We start from the raw sequence: 17,004 nt of genomic DNA on the forward strand, positions 1-17,004 counted from the left end.
CCGATGAGGACCAAGGAATCACGGAACCAGGATCCCCGGGCCGCGGAGGCGCGGGCCGGCGCGGGAGAGCGCCACGGCCGCGCCGAGCAGCTCGCCGAGCGCCTGCGCGGCCACTTCGTGGACAGCGAGGTGCTCGACGCCCGCGAGGCCGGCCGGCGCGCCCGGGAGGACGGCTTCGACTGCGCCCAGGACATCGAGCGTCGACGGGAGGTCCGCGTCACGGGCTTCGTCAGCTCGATGGTGATCCCGCCGACGAGCGCCCCGCAGTCCTTCGAGATCGACGTGTTCGACGGCACCGGCACCGTGACGGCGATCTGGCTCGGCCAGTCGCGGATCCCCGGCGTCGGACCCGGCACCCGGCTCGTGCTCGAGGGCGTGGCCGCCCGCCGCGGCCACCACAAGGTCATGTACAACCCGCGCTACGAGATCACCGGCCTGCCGGGCGAGGAGGAGGACGCGTGAGCTCTGCGCAGCGACCGGAGGAGAGGGCCGCTCGGCGCACCGAGGACGCGACCGCTGGGCGGCCGGGCCGCGCCGCGCCGCGCTCGGGCCACGCCGCGCCGCGCTCGGGAATGGGCGCTGTGCTCGCGGGCGAGGAGTTCTCCGTCGGCGACGCCCTCGGCGGCCCGCGAGGGATCGTCGAATCCGTCCTGCCCACGGCGCTGTTCGTGGTGCTGTTCGTGATCACCCGGTCGATCCCGATCGCGGGCGGTGCGGCCGTGGCCGTCGTCCTGGTCGCGCTCGTGGTGCGGCTCGTGCAGCGTCAGAACCCCTCGCAGGTGCTCGGCGGGCTGATCGGCGTGGCCGTCGGCGCGATCTGGGCGCTGCGCTCGGGACAGGGCACCGACTTCTACGTGCCCGGGCTGATCACGAACGCGGTGGCCGCCGCCGTGCTCGTGGTCTCGATCCTGGCGCGCTACCCGCTGGTCGGCGTCGTCGTCGGCCTCCTGGACCCGCGCGTCGCCGCCTGGCGCGGGAAGCCCCTCGCCCGGCGCGCCTACACGCAGGCGACCTGGCTGTTCGTCGGCCTCTACGTGCTCAAGCTCGCCGTGCAGCTCCCGCTCTACCTGAGCGGACAGGTCGCCGCGCTCGGCGTCGCGAAGCTCGTCATGGGACTGCCGCTGTTCGCGCTCGTGGTGTGGCTGGTGTGGATGCTGCACCGCTCGGTGCGCGCCCGCCTCGAGGCGGAGGCGGAGAGCGCGCCGGACGCGACGGTCTGAGTCCGCGCTCAGCGCTCCTCGGGGCGCACGCTGGGCATCTCCTCGGTGCGGATGCTCGGCAGCTCCTCGGGGTCCTGCGGCGCGCTCGGCGGGGCGAGCAGCTCCTCGAGGGCCTGCAGGTGCTCCGACTCGGCGAGGAACATGAGCTCGTCGTGCGCCTCGAGGGCGTCGTGGGCCGACGGGGCGATCGGCTGCCCGTCGCGGATGATGCCCACCAGCACGCACGAGGCGGGCCATCGCATCGAGCCCACCAGGCGTCCGACGATCGGGCTGCGGCGCGGGATCGTGATCTCGACCATGTCGGTGCGCGAGCCGGAGAAGCTGAAGATCTTCACGATCCGCCCCACGCTCACGGCCTCCTCGACGAGGGCCGTCATCGTGCGCGGAGTGGAGACCGCCACGTCCACGCCCCACATGTCCCCGAACATCCACTCGTTCGAGGGGTGGGAGACGCGGGCGACGGTGCGCGGCACCAGGAACTCCGTCTTCGAGAGCATGGAGGCGACGAGGTTGACCTTGTCGTCGCCGGTCGCGGCGACGACCACGTCGGCTGAGGCCACGTCGGCCTCCGAGAGCACGGCGAGCTCGGCCGCATCGCCCTCGACCCACTGCACGCCGGTGACCGAGGTGCGCTTCTCCGGGGAGACGGAGCGGTCGACGAGCGTGACCGAGCGGCCCTTGGTCAGCAGCTCGCGGGCGATCGAGCGGCCCACGCTGCCGGCGCCGATGATGACGACCCTCATCGCGTCTCCTCCTCGGCGCCGCCGGTCCCGACCCTCCCGTCGGGGCCGCCGGTGTCGGCGCCGCGCGCATGGGCGAGGGTGCTCTCGATCTCGGGCAGGCGCGGCGTCGGCACCATCAGGTGCAGCACGTCCCCCTCCTGCAGGCGGGTCGCGGGACCCGGCAGCACGCCCTCGCCGAGCCGGGTGAGCAGCGCCACGCGCGCCCCGGTCTCCTGTTCGATCCTGGCCAGCGGCGTGGCCATCCAGGACTCGTCGGGCACCACGGCGATCATCGTGACCTTCCCGGAGATGTCCTGGTACTCGCGGCTCGCGGCGCCGGGGATCAGACGCCCCAGCATCTGGGCGCTCGTCCAGCGCACGGTCGCCACGGTCGCGACGCCCAGGCGCTCGTAGACCTCGGCGCGGCGCGGGTCGTAGATGCGGGCGACGACGTTGCGCAGCCCGTACTCCTCGCGCACCACACGGGCGGCGATGATGTTGGAGTTGTCGCCGCTGGAGACGGCCGCGAAGCCCGCGGCGGAGCGGATCTCGGCCTCCTCGAGGGTCTCCCGGTCGAAGCCGATGCCCGACACGCAGCGCCCGGGGAAGTCCCGCCCCAGACGCTGGAAGGCCACGGGATCGCGATCGATCACCGTGACCTCGTGCCCGATGCTGAGGGTCTTGTGGGCGAGCATCGCCCCCACGCGGCCGCAGCCCATGATCACGAAGTGCACAGGGCCACGATAGACCGCAGGCACACCGGCCGCGCGCGGCGGGGCCGAGGGGCGACGGGGTAACGACATGCTGCGTCGCCCGGTCGGAGCACTTCCTCGGCTCAGCCGCTGTGGCTCTTCCCGGGCAGGAGCTGCTCCGTCAGTGATCGGGCCGTCGCCGTGAGCGCCTCGATCCGTATCCCGGTCCGCCCCATGAAGGTCACGCCCTGCTGTGCGGCCAGGAGGGCCCGGGCGACGTCCACGGAGTCGGCGGTGTCGCACACGTCGCCCTCGACCTGGGCCCGCGCCACACCCATGGCCAGCGTCTCGGTGATGGCTCCATAGGCACGACGCGACTCCGCCCGGACCGCGAGATCGGCGGATGCCAGCTCGGTGGTGCTGTTGGCGAGGAGGCACCCGCGGCGCGCACTGTCGCCGTCGGGGTCGCTGGCCACGGGGGTCAGCACGAACGAGCGCAGAGCATCGACCGCGCGGGGAGCCGAGTCGATCGACGTGCGCACGCCGAGGACCAGCGAGTCCGCGTATCGGCGCAGGACCCGCAAGAAGAGCTCGTGCTTGTCCCCGAAGGCGGCGTAGAGGCTGCCCTTGCCCAGGCGGCTCACCCGCATGAGGTCCTGGAGCGATGTCGCCGCATACCCGGCGTCCCAGAACTGATCGCGGACCGCGCACAGGACTGCTTCTTCGTCGAACTGCCGCGGTCTCGCCATGGCGGCATTCTACCCGTTCTTGACCGCCCGGTCCATTATGCCTATTGTGGACCGTGCGGTCCGGAATCGTTCCGCATTCTCTGGAGCGCGGACAGCTCAGACGCTCCGACATCTCACCCGCACCACTGGAGAGGACGACCACCATGGGTCAGCTCACGGGCAGGACAGCCCTGATCACCGGCGCGAGCTCGGGCATCGGACGCGCCGCTGCGCAGCGCTTCGTCGCCGAGGGCGCACGCGTCTATGTCACGGGACGTCGAAGCGAGGCGCTCGAGGAATCCGTCCGGGAGCTGGGCGATCAGGCGATCGCCGTCCCGAACGACGTCTCCGATCTGGACGACATCGATGCCCTGTTCGCGCGAATCGCCGCAGACGCCGCTCGGCTGGACATCGTCTTCGCGAATGCCGGAGGCGGAGACGCGGACCAGCCCCTGCACTCGCTCACGCCCGAGGCCTTCGACCGCACCTTCGGGACCAACGTGCGGGGCACCGTCTTCACGGTGCAACGAGCGCTCCCGATACTCAACGACGGCGCCAGCATCGTGCTCGTCGGTTCCAGCTCTGCGCGCCGCGGCACGGCCGGCTTCGGCGTCTACTCCGCGACGAAGGCGGCCGTCCGCCAGTTCGGCCGCGTCTGGGCGGCGGAGCTCGCGCCGCGAGGGGTGCGCGTGAACACGGTCGTGCCCGGTCCCACCGACACGCCCGGACTCCGCGGCCTCGCCGGGAACCCGGAGCAGGCGGACGAGTTCGTCGGTCGGCTGGCGGGCAGCACGCCGCTGGGGCGTGCCGCCGACCCCGCGGAGATCGCCGACGCCGTACTGTTCCTCGCCTCGAGCCAGTCCAGCTTCATCACGGGCAGTGAGCTGTTCGTGGACGGCGGCGAGGTCCAGGTGTATCCCTGACGGGGATACCGGCGGTGCATGCGTCGATGCACGCGGGGACGCCCATCGGGAGTCGGTGTGCCGGGAGCGGCGTGGAGAGCAGGAACGGACAGGACGATGCTCCGAGGCCGGGCAGGGGCCCGCGGTCGTCGCCCGCCCGCCTCCGGGGTCGGTACGACGGCCCCCGTCTGTGCAACTAGAGTGGGCGTCGTGCCTGGCCCCTCCGGCGCGCTCAAGCGTCTCGTCCTCGGGCGCGCCTTCGCGACGGATCGACTGTCGCGGGAGCGCCTTCCCAAGCGGCTCGCGCTTCCGACCTTCTCCTCGGATGCGCTGAGCTCGGTCGCCTATGCCCCCGACCAGATCCTGCTGACCCTCGCCCTCGCGGGCGTGACGGGCTACGTCATCAGCTGGTGGGTCGCCGTGGCCGTCGTGCTGCTGATGGCCGTCGTGGTCCTCACCGGTCTCAACACGGTGCGCGAGTATCCCGGCGGGGGCGGCGACTACGAGGTCGTGCGCACGAACCTCAACAGGGGAGCGGGACGCCTGGTCGGCTCCGCGCTGCTGGTCGACTACGCGCTCACCGTCGCGGTATCCGTCGCCCAGGCCGCGAACTACACCTCGGGCATCCTGCCCTTCCTGCACAGCCACGAGATGTGGGTCGCGCTCGTGCTCATCGCCCTCATCGCGCTCGTGAACCTGCGCGGGGTGCGCCAGTCCAGCTCGCTGCTCGCGATCCCGGTCTATCTGTTCGTCGCCGCGATCGGCCTGATGGTCGTGATCGGCGCGGTCGAGTCGTTCACCGGCGGCATCGGGCGCGCACCGAGCGCGGACCTCGATCTGGTCGCCGAGCCCGGCTACGCGCAGGGGCTCACGGCGCTCGGCGGCGCGCTCCTCGTGCTGCGCGCCTTCTCGAGCGGCAGCGCCGCGCTCACCGGCGTCGAGGCGATCGGCAACGGCGTGCCGTCCTTCCGTCCGCCCAAGGCGCGCAATGCCGGGATCGTGCTGCTCGCGCTCGGCGCGATCTCCTCGGCGATGATCCTGGGGATCATCGCGCTGGCCGCCCGCACGGGCGTGCGCTACGTCGAGGACCCCGCGAGCGAGCTCGTGAGGGACGGCGCCCCGATCCCCGACTACCAGCAGCTTCCGGTCATCGGCCAGATCGCCCAGGCGCTCTCCGGCCCGGGGTCCCTGCTCTTCTACGCGGTGACCGCCGTGACCGGCATCGTCCTGTTCATCGCCGCGAACACCGCCTTCAACGGCTTCCCCAACCTCGCGAGCGTGCTCGCCGCGGCCGGCAGCTTCCCCAAGCAGATGCGCGTGCGCGGAGACCGCCTGGCCTACTCCAACGGCATCATCCTGCTCGCGGTCGCCTCCGGGCTCCTGGTGTGGTGGACCGGCGCCCGCGTGAGCGTGCTCATCCAGATGTACATCGTGGGCGTGTTCGTCTCCTTCAGCCTGGGCCAGCTGGGGATGGTCCGCCACTTCACGCACGCCATCCGCCTCGAGATCCGCGGCGGCATGCGCCGCACCCTGCGCCTGCGCCGCGTCGTCAACGTCATCGGCTTCGTCGTCGTCAGCGCCGTGCTCCTCATCGTGGTCACCACGAAGTTCACGCACGGCGCCTGGGCGGCGGTCGTGATCATGGGCGCGCTCTGGGTGCTCATGAGCCTCATCGAGCGCCACTACGCCTCCGTGCGAGCGCAGCTCGCGATTCCCGCGCTCGCCGGCGACGGTCCCGATGGCGAGGGGGCCGAGGGGGAGAGCGCGGACGCGGACGGCGCGGGCCGGTCCGATGCCGTCGCGGGAGGCGACGCCGACGCCGTCCCGTCGGCCACGGGGGAGGGGACGCTCATCGGTCCCCGCCTGCCCGGCCAGGGCGTGGACGACCCGACCGCACTGCCCTCCCGCTCCCATGCGATCGTGCTGGTCTCGGGGCTGGACCGGCCCACGATGCGCGCGCTGTCCGTCGCCTCCGCCGCTCGGCACTCGACCCTCGAGGCCTTCGCCGTGCACGACGAGGACGCCGATGCGCGACGCGCCGTCGAGCGCTGGCGCTCCCTGGGGATCCAGGTGCCCCTGCGCGTGCTCTACTCTCCCTATCGGGACGTCAACGGTCCGGTCCTCGCCCACGTGCGCAGTCTGCTCAAGCGCAACCCGCGCGACGTCGTGATCGTCTACCTCCCCCTGTTCCTGGTGGGACACTGGTGGCTCTCGCCCCTGCACAACCACTCCGTGCGCCGTCTCGGCGACCGTCTCGCGCACCTGCCGCGCGTGGTCGTCGCGAGCGTGCCGTGGCAGCTCGGGCGGGACGGCGGACCCGACCGCCCGCAGCAGACCGACATCCTGGCGAGCGCGGGCACGGCCACCGCACAGGACCATCGCCGCGCCCGCCGGGCGCGCGAGGAGGCGAGGAGCGCACGGCTCCTGGGAAGGTGAGGACGATGGCACGGGACATGCGGCGCGCTGCGAGCGCCGAGCCCGAGCGGACCGCGCTGGGACGGCTGCTCACGCTCACGGTCGGCGCCCCGGCCGCCGGCGGCACGTTCGTGGCCCGCCATGAGGGCCGCGTCGTGTTCGTGCGCGGCGCAGTCCCCGGTGAGACCGTCGTCGCGCGCCTGCTCGAGGACGCGAAGAACTCCGCGAAGGCGCGCTTCTGGCGCGCCGAGACCCTCGAGATCCTCGACCCCAGCCCCGACCGCGTGCCCAGTGTCTGGCCCGAGGCGGGGACCGACGGCGTCGGCGGGGCCGAGTGGGCGCACATCGGCCTGCACGCGCAGCGCCGCCTGGCCACCGAGGTCCTCCAGGACCTGCTGCGCCGTGCGGGCGTCTCGACCCTCGCGACCGAGGAGGCGCAGGTCGAGCCTGCGCCCCACGACACCGACGGACTGGGATGGCGCACCCGGGTGCGCCTCACCCGCGGGGCCGACGGGCTGCTCGGCATGCGCGGCTGGCGCTCCCACGAGGTCCACCCGGTGGGGGAGAACCCCCTGGCCGCGGAGGAGATCCGCGAGCTGGGCCTGCCCGATCTCGCGCTGCCCGACGCCTTGGAGGCCGTCGATGCGGTCGCGCCGTCCGTCGGCCGTCCCGCCGTCGTCCTCATCGGTCGGGGCCTCTCGGCCGCAAGCACCGGCGCCTCCGGCGGGTTCGAGGTCCCCGAGGGCCTCGAGGGCGTCGACCTCGCCGTCAAGGGGCCGACGGGCCTCACCGCGGTCTCGGGCGACGGCATGGTCACCGAGGAGGTCCTGGGACGGCGGTTCCGCGTGGGCGCGACGGGCTTCTGGCAGGTCCACCGTCAGGCCCCCGAGGTGCTCACCTCCGTGGTGCTGCGCGACATGGAGGCGCGCGAGGGCGACACCGTCTGGGACCTGTTCGGCGGCGTCGGGCTGTTCGCGGCCGCGCTGGCCGACGAGGTCGGGTCCGCGGGCCGCGTGCTCAGCGTCGAGGGCGACCGCCGCGCCGGGGCGCTGGCCGAGGAGAACCTCGCGGCCCTCCCGCAGGCGAGCGCCGAGACGGCCGACGTCGCCGCGTGGGTGCGCGCCCAGGAGAAGGACCCCGATCGCGTGGTCATCGACCCGCCGCGCGCGGGCCTCGGACCCGAGCTGATGGCGATGCTGTGCGCGCGCACCCGGGAGCGGATCGTCTACGTCTCCTGCGAGCCCTCGACGCTCGCGCGCGACCTGAAGGCGGCCGAGGAGGCCGGCTGGAGGGTCGAGGACCTGCGCGCCTTCGACCTGTTCCCCCACACGCATCACATCGAGTCGGTGGCGGTCCTGACGCGCGCGTCATGATATATTTATCTTGACGTCAAGAGATAAAGTCCGGGCGGACGGCCGGCGTCGGCCGCCGCACACTCCCTGATCGGGGGCCGGACGAGCACTGCGAGCCGTCGGATCACGCACGCCCCTGCGGATTACGATGGCACCACGCCCCACAATCGAAGGAGTTGCGCTCCGTGAGCACCGTGAACTCGTTCGGCGCGAGGGAGAACCTCGCCGTCGGCGACACCGAGTACGAGATCTATGGCATCGACACCGTCGACGGCCACGAGAAGCTCCCCTACAGCCTGAAGATCCTGCTGGAGAACCTGCTGCGCACCGAGGACGGTGCGAACATCACCGCGGACCACGTGCGCGCCCTCGGGTCCTGGGACCCCAGCGCCGAGCCGGACACCGAGATCCAGTTCACGCCCGCCCGGGTGATCATGCAGGACTTCACCGGCGTCCCCTGCATCGTCGACCTCGCCACCATGCGCGAGGCCGTCTCCGACCTCGGCGGCGACCCGGAGCGGATCAACCCGCTCGCCCCCGCCGAGATGGTCATCGACCACTCCGTGATGATCGACGTCGCGGGCCGCCTCGACGCTCTCGAGAAGAACATGGAGCTCGAGTACGAGCGCAACCGCGAGCGCTACCAGTTCCTGCGCTGGGGCCAGACCGCCTTCGACGACTTCAAGGTCGTCCCCCCGGGCACCGGCATCGTCCACCAGGTCAACATCGAGTACCTGGCCCGCACCGTCATGACCCGCGAGGTGGACGGCGTGCTGCGCGCCTACCCCGACTCGTGCGTCGGCACCGACTCGCACACCACCATGGTCAACGGCCTGGGCGTGCTGGGCTGGGGCGTCGGCGGCATCGAGGCCGAGGCCGCGATGCTCGGCCAGCCCGTCTCGATGCTGATCCCGCGCGTGGTCGGCTTCAAGCTGACCGGCGAGATCCCGGCCGCGGCCACCGCGACCGACGTCGTCCTCACGATCACCGAGATGCTGCGCCAGCACGGCGTGGTCGGCAAGTTCGTCGAGTTCTACGGCGAGGGCGTCGGCCAGGTGCCGCTCGCCAACCGCGCGACCATCGGCAACATGAGCCCCGAGTTCGGCTCCACCTGCGCGATCTTCCCGATCGACGACGTCACGGTCGACTACCTGCGCCTCACCGGCCGCTCCGAGGAGCAGCTCGCGCTCGTCGAGGCCTACGCCAAGCGTCAGGGCCTCTGGCACGACCCGTCGACCGAGGCCCAGTACTCCGAGTACCTCGAGCTGGACCTCTCGACCGTCGTCCCCTCGATCGCCGGCCCGAAGCGCCCGCAGGACCGCATCATCCTCACGCAGGCCAAGGAGAGCTTCCGCGAGGTGCTCCCGAGCTACGCGGCCGACGAGGAGCCGGCCGAGGCCGAGAGCACCGTGGTCCCCGAGGACGAGGGGACGTTCCCCGCCTCCGATCCGGCCTCGCTCGGCTCGGACAACGACTCCGGCGGCGACGCGCCCGTGCTGGACCTCAAGGTCCACGGCCGCGCCTCGAAGCCGACCGCGGTCGAGGGCAAGGACTTCTCGATCGATCACGGCATCGTCTCGATCGCCTCGATCACGTCCTGCACCAACACCTCGAACCCCTCGGTGATGATGGCCGCCGGCATCCTCGCCAAGAACGCTGTCGAGAAGGGCCTGGTCTCGAAGCCGTGGGTGAAGACCTCGCTGGCCCCCGGGTCGCAGGTCGTCACCGGCTACTACGAGAAGTCCGGTCTCACCGAGTACCTCGACGCGCTGGGCTTCCAGCTCGTCGGCTACGGCTGCACCACGTGCATCGGCAACTCGGGCCCGCTCGCGCCGGAGATCTCCGACGCGATCAACGAGGCCGACCTCGCCGTCACCTCGGTGCTCTCGGGCAACCGCAACTTCGAGGGCCGCATCAACCCCGACGTGAAGATGAACTACCTGGCGTCCCCGCCGCTGGTCATCGCCTACGCCCTCGCGGGCACGATGGACTTCGACTTCGAGAACGACGCGCTGGGCCGGGACGAGGACGGGAACGACGTGTTCCTGCGCGACATCTGGCCCTCGCCCACCGAGGTCGAGCAGACGATCGCCGAGAACATCACCCAGGAGATGTTCAAGGACGACTACGCCGACGTCTTCACGGGTGACGACCGCTGGCGCTCGCTGGACACCCCCGAGGGCGCGACCTTCGACTGGGAGGGTGACTCCACCTACGTGCGCAAGCCCCCGTACTTCGAGGGCATGGGCAAGGATCCGGAGCCGGTCGAGGACATCTCGGGCGCCCGCGTGCTCGCCAAGCTCGGCGACTCGACGACCACGGACCACATCTCTCCCGCGGGCGCGATCAAGGCCGACTCCCCGGCCGGCCGCTACCTGCGCGAGCACGGCGTGGAGCGCAAGGACTTCAACTCCTACGGCTCCCGCCGCGGCAACCACGAGGTGATGATCCGCGGCACCTTCGCGAACATCCGCATCAAGAACCAGCTGCTCGACGGCGTCGAGGGCGGGTACACGAAGAACTTCCTGACCGGTGAGCAGGAGTTCATCTACGACGCGGCGCAGGCGTACGCCGAGAAGAACATCCCGCTGGTCGTCCTGGCAGGCAAGGAGTACGGCACCGGCTCCTCGCGCGACTGGGCCGCCAAGGGCACGAAGCTCCTGGGCGTCCAGTCCGTCATCGCCGAGAGCTACGAGCGCATCCACCGCTCGAACCTCATCGGCATGGGCGTGCTGCCCCTGCAGTTCCCCGCGGGCGAGACCGCCGAGTCCCTCGGCCTCACCGGCGAGGAGACCTTCGACATCGCCGGGATCACCGCCATCAACGACGGCGCGACCCCGAAGACCGTGAAGGTCACCGCGACCCGCGAGGGCGCCGACCCGATCGAGTTCGACGCGGTCGTGCGCATCGACACCCCCGGCGAGGCGGACTACTTCCGCAACGGCGGCATCCTGCAGTACGTGCTCCGCTCGCTCGTCGAGGCCTGAGCCGCCGCAGTCGCACCCGACGGGCGCGGATCCCGGGCCACGAGCCCGGGCGCCGCGCCCGTCTCGTGTGTCGGCCCGCCGGATCGCCGACGGGTCGGGTCGCCGACCCGTCGGACCGTCGGTGCCACGATGGCCAGGATCCATGTCGTTCTGATGCCCAGAACAAGATAGATCCTGGCCATCGTGCATTCCGAGGGCCACGGGGCTCCGCCCTCGCCCGGGATTCGCGTTGCGAGGCCTGGGAGGTCCGGTCATGCTGGGCCGATGGCCGACGAGACGGACAGCGCAGGAGCCCAGGCGCATGCTGCAGGCTCGCCCGAGGCGGTCCGAGAGCTCTTCGACCTCGCAGAACTGGAGCCGGTGAGCCTGACGCGATTCGCCCGCGTGCACAGGGGGAGAACGGCCGGTGGTGAGCCCGTCCTCGTCAAGGCCACCGATCGCCGAGCCGAGGCGATGGCTCGGTGGACGCGCGCCCTCGCGACGCGTGGGATACCCGTCGTCAGCCCGGTCCGCGGGCCCCTCGAGCACGCGGGGGAGCACTGGGTCGTCTACCCGTTCATCGAGGGCGAGGTCTACGCAGGTCGCTCCGGACAGATCCGCAGTGCGGGCGATCTGCTGGGCAGGCTGCACGCGAGCGACGCACCCACCGATGGGCTGGGGGAGTACGGGCACCCCGGGACCCGTCGAGCAGAGGTCGACAAGGACCTCACCGGGCTGCGCGAGGTGTTCGACGCGAAGCTCGCCCCGGACGCCGCGCGCCAGGCCCGTGCCGCCGTCACCGCCCTCGCCGAACGATGGTGGTCACGGTCGTGGCCCCTTCTGAAGGATCGCGACGAGGAGCTGCCGCGATGCGGTGTGAGCTCGGACTTCAAAGCCTCCAACCTCGTCTTCGCATCGCGCGGCCCCGTGCTCGTCGACCCCGACAACGGCGGGGTCGAGCCGCGCCTCTTCGACCTCGCGGAGGCGCTCGTCCTGTTCCACTACGAGTCCCCGGGCGGTTCCGCGCGCATGATGGCGCCGCACGAGTGGCGGACCTTCGTCGGGGCGTACTCTCAGCACGTCTCTCTCACCCCCGCCGAGCGGGAGCTCTGGCCTGCTGCGATCGATCATCTCTGGTGGGAGGAGGGCACGTGGGTCCTCGCGGACAACGACGATGCCGCCTGGGCTGACCCGGTGCAGGGCGGGTACCTGCGTTCCCTCGCGCTGTGGGACCCGGCACGCTACCGGCTGCCGGCCACCGAACAAGGAGAGAGCACATGAAGATCGTCGTCATCGGCGGATCCGGGCACATCGGCACGTTCCTGGTCCCGCGCCTGGTGCGCGGCGGCCACGAGGTCGTCAGCATCACCCGATCCGGCGGCACCGGCTATCAGGCCGCTCCGGAGTGGGAGCACGTCGAGCATGTCAAGGTCGACCGTGCGCAGGAGGACGCCGAAGGCAGCTTCGGGCAGACGATCCTGGCGCAGCAGCCGGACGTCGTCATCGACCTCGTGTGCTTCACCCTGGAGTCCGCGACCGCCCTGGTGGAGGCGCTGCGCGGGGAGGTCGACCACCTGATCCACTGCGGCTCGATCTGGCGACACGGCGCGAGCAGGAAGCTCCCCATCACGGAGGACTCGGACTCGGCGACTGCACCGTACGACGACTACGGCATCCAGAAGGCCGCGATCGCGAGGATGCTCAAGGACGAGACCGCCGGCGGCGGGCTCGTGACCACGTCCGTCCACCCGGGCCACATCGTCGGTCCGGGGTGGACCCCCACCGGTCCTCTCGGCAACACCGATCCCGAGTCCTGGCGGGTCCTGTCCTCCGGAGACGTCCTGCGACTGCCCGGCAGCGGCATGGAGACCATGCACCACGTCCACGCGGATGACGTCGCCCAGCTCTTCGAGCTCGCCGTGGAGAACCGCACGGCCGCTGCCGGCGAGGACTTCACCGCGGTCGCGCCGACCGCGCTGTCGGTGCGCGGATACGTCGAGATCGCATCGGGCTGGTTCGGGCAGCAGGCGAGCATCGAGCCGATCACCTGGGACGAGTACCGGGCGTCGACCAGTGAGCAGTTCGCCCTCGAGAGCTGGGGCCATCTGCACCGCAGCCAGGTGTTCAGCATCGAGAAGGCGAGGAGCCGACTCGACTATGCCCCTGCCTACGAGCCCGAGCAGGCGATCCTGGAGTCCGTCCGCTGGCTGATCGAGCACGGCGAGCTGGAGGTGGCACGGCCGCTCCGGGTCTGAGCGGGACGCCGGGTGCCGGGCGGGACGATCCCCGCTCACCGCATGCGCGGACGTGCCGCACGCGCGGACGTCACCGGGGCGGCGCGACCCCCACGGGCAGGTCCTCGCCCTCCCGCGCGGTGAGCACGATCGGCTCGCCGTCGGTGACCTGCAGAGTGTGCTCGGCGTGCGCGCCGCGCGAGCCGTCGTCGGACATGACGGACCACCCGTCCCGGTCGGTGATGTGCACGGCGTCGGTCGAGTGCATGAGGAACGGCTCGACCGTGAGCAGCATGCCCGCCTCGAGCACCGGACCCGTCCCGACCATGCCGTGGTTGGGGACGAAGGGCGCCTCGTGCATCGTGCGTCCCACGCCGTGCCCGCCGAACTCGTGGTTGATCACGTGGCCCAGGCGCTGGGCCGCGTCCTCGACGGCATGGCCGATGTCGCCCACGTGCGCGCCAGCGCGGACCTCCGCGATGCCGGCCCACATGGTCGTCTCGACGTCGGCGATGAGCGCGAGGTCCGCCGGGTCGGCGGCGCTCTGCGGCCCGACCACGAAGGACAGCGCCGCATCCGCGACCCATCCCTCGAGCTCCACCGCGAAGTCCAGGGAGAGCAGGTCACCGGCTTCGAGCACTCGCTCGTACGGCCTGCCGTGCAGCACGGTGTCGTTGACCGAGGTGCACATGACGCGGCCGAAGGGGTAGGCCCCGAAGCGCGGGTGGTAGTCGAGGTAGCAGCTGGTCGCCCCGGCCTCGCGGATCATCCGGTGGGCCTCGTCGTCGATGTCGAGCAGGGAGTCGCCGACGGACACGGTCTCGCGCAGGTGCGAGAGCACGCTCGCGACGAACCGCCCGGCGGGGACCGCCTCGGCGGTCGTGGGCCGCTGCGGTGCGGGGCGCTGGCGGCGACGGCGCAGGATCATCGGCGGCGTGCCTCCTCGTCGGCCGACGGCGCCGGGCTCGTGGCGCCGGCGACCACGCGCACGTCCGCCGCCGACGGGGCGAGGTCGGTCCACGAGAAGCAGGTCGAGACGATCGCGGTGACGGCCGCGGTGAACAGCGCGGCGCCGGTCATGTGGAGGCCGACGAGCACCTCGGGCAGCCCGGTGAAGTACTGCGTGTAGCCGATGACGGCCTGCAGCAGCGTGACCGCGACGACGAGCCAGGCGGTGCGACGGGGGCGGCGCGGCGCCTTCATGAGGTGCAGGCACAGCACGAGGCCGACGAGCAGGCCGCAGAACAGCATCACCGAGTCCGCGTGCAGCCAGGACACCGTGCGCGGGTCCAGGCCCAGGCGCAGTGTGGCGTCGATGTCACCCGAGTGCGGTCCAGAGTTCGTGGTGAGGGTCCCCAGGATCAGCACCGCGGCGGCGACGACGGCCATCACCGCGGAGAGCGCCACGAGCGGGGTCGGCACCACGCGACGGAGACGTCCGTCGCCGTCGTGGACCCGCACCACGAGGATCGCCGAGACGACGACCAGCGCGATCGAGATGAGGAAGTGCGGGGCGACGGCGATCGGGTGCAGGTCCAGCTTCACGACCGCCATCCCGACGATCGCCTGCGCCGCGGTGCCGACGAGCGGGAGGATCGAGAGCACGATGAAGGAGGTGCCCTTCCGGCGCAGCCACAGCAGCGCGACCACGAGCAGCGCGATCGCGAAGATGCCGAGCACCCCGGTGAGCGTGCGGTTGCCGAACTCGATGAACGGGCGGATGCCCATGTCCGGCGAGTAGAGGGGCGTGAACTGGCCGGGCTCGCAGCTGGGCCACGTGGTGCACCCCAGTCCGGACTTCGTCAGCCGCACCACGCCGCCGGTGACGATGATGCCCATCTGGCAGATGAGGTTCCCCCAGAAGATCACCTGCACGAGTCGGCGCTTCCACGGGGCGAGCGCGGCGAGGGAGGCGGAGACGGTGCCGGGGCGGGCGGAGCCGGGCGCGACGGGGGCGGTGGTCATGGGGCGGTCCTCGCGAGTGGGAAGGGACGACGGGGCGATGTGGGGGCGGTGATCGCAGGCGCGATCCGCACCTGGCCGGGGGTGCTCACTCGGGTGCTCACGCGGAGGTCCAGCGGAACCAGCGGGCCACGGCGAGGGATGCCGCGACCGCCCAGAGCACGAGCACCACGAGCGAGCCGACGGGGAAATGCCCGCCCGCCAGGACGGCGCGCAGCAGCTCGCCGAGCGCCCCGGAGGGCAGCAGGTCGACGAGGCCGCCGAGCATGCGCGGGTAGGCGGCCGAGGGGATCGCGACACCGCCGACGGCCACGAACAGCACGAACAGGACGTTGGAGACGGCGAGGACGGCCTCGGTGCGCAGCGTGCCGGCGACCAGCAGGCCGAGGGCCCCGAAGGCAATGGTGCCCACGAGCCAGATCGGGACGGCCTCGAGCAGCCCGACCGGATGGGGCCTCCACCCCAGGATCAGCGCGATCACGCCCAGCACCACGACCTGCAGCACGTGCACGCAGAGCGTCGCGAGGATCTTGCCGGCGAGGTAGCCGTCACGGCCCAGCGGCGTGGTCGCGATCCAGCGCAGCACCCCGCCGCGGCGGTCGAAGCCGGTCTGGATGGCCTGCGAGGTGAAGGACGTGGAGATCAGGGCGGTCGCGGCGGTGGCGGCGACCGCGGTGTCGATCGAGGCGAGGCCGTCGACGCGGCCGACGGGCACGAAGCGCAGCGCGAGCAGCACGAGCGCGGGCATGAGGATCGCGACCATGAGCTGCTCGCCGTTGGTCAGCAGGATGCGGGCCTCGAGCCCGGCGTGGGCGAGGATGCGGCGACCCCTCGGCGCGGGCGCGGCGCGGTGCTCGGTGGCGGGGACCGTGGTCATCGGGCGTGCTCCTGCGCTTCTCGCTCGTCGATGAGATCCAGCAGGACGCTCTCGAGGTCGGCGGCGCCGCCGGTCGTGATCTCGAGCTCGGCGCCATGGCGGGCGGCCGTCTCGCGCAGATCCTTCGCGAGGACGTCGGCCATCGAGGGGTCGACGCCGCGGGCGCGGGCGCTGAGCGTGAGCGTCGCGTCGGGGGCGCGGTGGGCGGCGATCACCTCGTCGACGGTCCCGGCGGCGACGGTGCGTCCGCCGGAGATGACGACGACCTGGTCGGCGAGCCCCTCGACGTCGTCCATGAGGTGCGTGGTGAGGAGTACCGCGGTGCCGGTGCGGGCAAGCGCCCTGATCAGGTCGCGCACGGTGCGGCGGATCGCCGGGTCCATGCCGGCCGTCGGCTCGTCGAGGAACACCAGCTCGGGGCGGCCGATGATCGCGAGCGCCAGGGCGAGGCGCTGGCGCTGCCCGCCGGAGAGGCGCCGCACGAGCGTGCCGCCGAACTCGGTGATGCCCAGGTGCTCGGCGACCTCGTCGAGCGCGAGCGGGTCGGCGTAGAGCTCCGCGCCGTAGCGCAGCAGCTGCAGGGCGGTCGCGCCCGAGGCGAGCCCGCCGTCCTGGATCATCACGCCCACCCGCGCCCGCAGCTCGGCGCCCGCGCGCCACGGGTCCTCGCCGAGCACGCGCACGGTGCCGGCGTCGGGATGCAGCAGACCGGTCGCGCAGCCGATGGTGGTGGTCTTGCCGGCGCCGTTGGGACCCAGCAGTGCGGTGACCTCGCCATGGCGCGCGCAGAACTCGACGCCGTCCAGGGCGCGCACGGAGCCGAAGCTGCGCGTGAGGCCCTGGGCCTCGAGAGCAGGGGAGTGGTCGTTCATGACGCCGACCATGCTAGGCCCCCGCTCCCGGGAGGTCCCTGCACCTGTGACCCGGCTCCATC

Annotated in this window: 15 protein-coding genes; 8 read left to right on the top strand and 7 right to left on the bottom strand. The window is 72.0% G+C overall.

The features are described 5' to 3' along the window. The first annotated feature begins 3 nt into the window (after window positions 1-3). Window positions 4-462: a hypothetical protein gene (locus ACFQ53_RS07405; RefSeq protein WP_377857505.1), complete on the top strand. Its 459-nt coding sequence runs from the start codon at window positions 4-6 to the stop codon at window positions 460-462. Then, window positions 459-1,220: a DUF3159 domain-containing protein gene (locus ACFQ53_RS07410; RefSeq protein ID WP_377857507.1), complete on the top strand. Its 762-nt coding sequence runs from the start codon at window positions 459-461 to the stop codon at window positions 1,218-1,220. The genes ACFQ53_RS07405 and ACFQ53_RS07410 overlap by 4 nt, the downstream gene beginning before the upstream one ends. An 8-nt stretch (window positions 1,221-1,228) precedes the next feature. Here ACFQ53_RS07410 and ACFQ53_RS07415 read toward each other — a convergent pair whose 3' ends face one another. The 3 genes from ACFQ53_RS07415 to ACFQ53_RS07425 all read right to left on the bottom strand — a co-directional run bounded on the left by ACFQ53_RS07415 (window position 1,229) and on the right by ACFQ53_RS07425 (window position 3,383). Beyond that, complete coding sequence (locus ACFQ53_RS07415; protein WP_377857510.1) at window positions 1,229-1,963, bottom strand: potassium channel family protein; 735 nt, start codon at window positions 1,961-1,963, stop codon at window positions 1,229-1,231. After that, window positions 1,960-2,676, bottom strand: coding sequence for a potassium channel family protein (locus tag ACFQ53_RS07420; protein WP_377857513.1), 717 nt, complete (start codon window positions 2,674-2,676; stop codon window positions 1,960-1,962). The genes ACFQ53_RS07415 and ACFQ53_RS07420 overlap by 4 nt, the downstream gene beginning before the upstream one ends. Before the next feature lie 101 nt (window positions 2,677-2,777). Next, window positions 2,778-3,383, bottom strand: coding sequence for a TetR/AcrR family transcriptional regulator (locus ACFQ53_RS07425; RefSeq protein WP_377857516.1), 606 nt, complete (start codon window positions 3,381-3,383; stop codon window positions 2,778-2,780). 143 nt (window positions 3,384-3,526) lie between these two features. Here ACFQ53_RS07425 and ACFQ53_RS07430 point away from each other — a divergent pair, with 143 nt between their 5' ends. The 6 genes from ACFQ53_RS07430 (at window position 3,527) to ACFQ53_RS07455 (ending at window position 13,252) form a co-directional block, all read left to right on the top strand. Beyond that, on the top strand, window positions 3,527-4,285 hold the full coding sequence (locus ACFQ53_RS07430) for an SDR family NAD(P)-dependent oxidoreductase (protein WP_377857520.1): 759 nt from the start codon (window positions 3,527-3,529) through the stop codon (window positions 4,283-4,285). A 189-nt stretch (window positions 4,286-4,474) separates the two neighbouring features. Further along, entirely contained in the window at window positions 4,475-6,700 is a 2,226-nt protein-coding gene (locus tag ACFQ53_RS07435; protein ID WP_377857524.1) for an APC family permease, read from the top strand. A gap of 5 nt (window positions 6,701-6,705) precedes the next feature. Continuing rightward, entirely contained in the window at window positions 6,706-8,052 is a 1,347-nt protein-coding gene (locus tag ACFQ53_RS07440) for a class I SAM-dependent RNA methyltransferase (protein WP_377857527.1), read from the top strand. 164 nt (window positions 8,053-8,216) lie between these two features. Then, on the top strand, window positions 8,217-11,018 hold the full coding sequence (locus ACFQ53_RS07445) for an aconitate hydratase (protein WP_377857530.1): 2,802 nt from the start codon (window positions 8,217-8,219) through the stop codon (window positions 11,016-11,018). Window positions 11,019-11,282: 264 nt separating this feature from the next. Next, window positions 11,283-12,278, top strand: a complete 996-nt coding sequence (locus tag ACFQ53_RS07450) for a phosphotransferase enzyme family protein (RefSeq protein ID WP_377857533.1) — start codon at window positions 11,283-11,285, stop codon at window positions 12,276-12,278. Next, complete coding sequence (locus tag ACFQ53_RS07455) at window positions 12,275-13,252, top strand: NAD-dependent epimerase/dehydratase family protein (protein ID WP_377857536.1); 978 nt, start codon at window positions 12,275-12,277, stop codon at window positions 13,250-13,252. The genes ACFQ53_RS07450 and ACFQ53_RS07455 overlap by 4 nt, the downstream gene beginning before the upstream one ends. Window positions 13,253-13,322: 70 nt before the next feature. On the opposite strand, the gene map is transcribed toward ACFQ53_RS07455, so the two are convergent. The 4 genes from map to ACFQ53_RS07475 form a co-directional block, all read right to left on the bottom strand. After that, complete coding sequence (map, locus tag ACFQ53_RS07460; RefSeq protein ID WP_377857539.1) at window positions 13,323-14,159, bottom strand: type I methionyl aminopeptidase; 837 nt, start codon at window positions 14,157-14,159, stop codon at window positions 13,323-13,325. Next, window positions 14,156-15,196 carry a heme A synthase gene (locus ACFQ53_RS07465; protein ID WP_377857542.1) on the bottom strand — a complete coding sequence of 347 codons (1,041 nt, stop codon included), beginning with the start codon at window positions 15,194-15,196 and terminating at the stop codon, window positions 14,156-14,158. The genes map and ACFQ53_RS07465 overlap by 4 nt, the downstream gene beginning before the upstream one ends. Before the next feature lie 97 nt (window positions 15,197-15,293). Continuing rightward, window positions 15,294-16,070 carry an ABC transporter permease gene (locus ACFQ53_RS07470; RefSeq protein ID WP_377857545.1) on the bottom strand — a complete coding sequence of 259 codons (777 nt, stop codon included), beginning with the start codon at window positions 16,068-16,070 and terminating at the stop codon, window positions 15,294-15,296. Then, the gene (locus ACFQ53_RS07475; RefSeq protein ID WP_377857548.1) at window positions 16,067-16,942 is read right to left on the bottom strand and encodes an ABC transporter ATP-binding protein; all 876 of its coding nucleotides are present in this window, start codon (window positions 16,940-16,942) and stop codon (window positions 16,067-16,069) included. Before ACFQ53_RS07475 ends, ACFQ53_RS07470 begins: the two co-directional genes overlap by 4 nt. Between the last annotated feature and the right edge of the window lie 62 nt (window positions 16,943-17,004).

It is taken from the genome of Brachybacterium sp. NPDC056505 (genome assembly GCF_042794925.1).
GTDB lineage: Bacteria > Actinomycetota > Actinomycetes > Actinomycetales > Dermabacteraceae > Brachybacterium > Brachybacterium kimchii.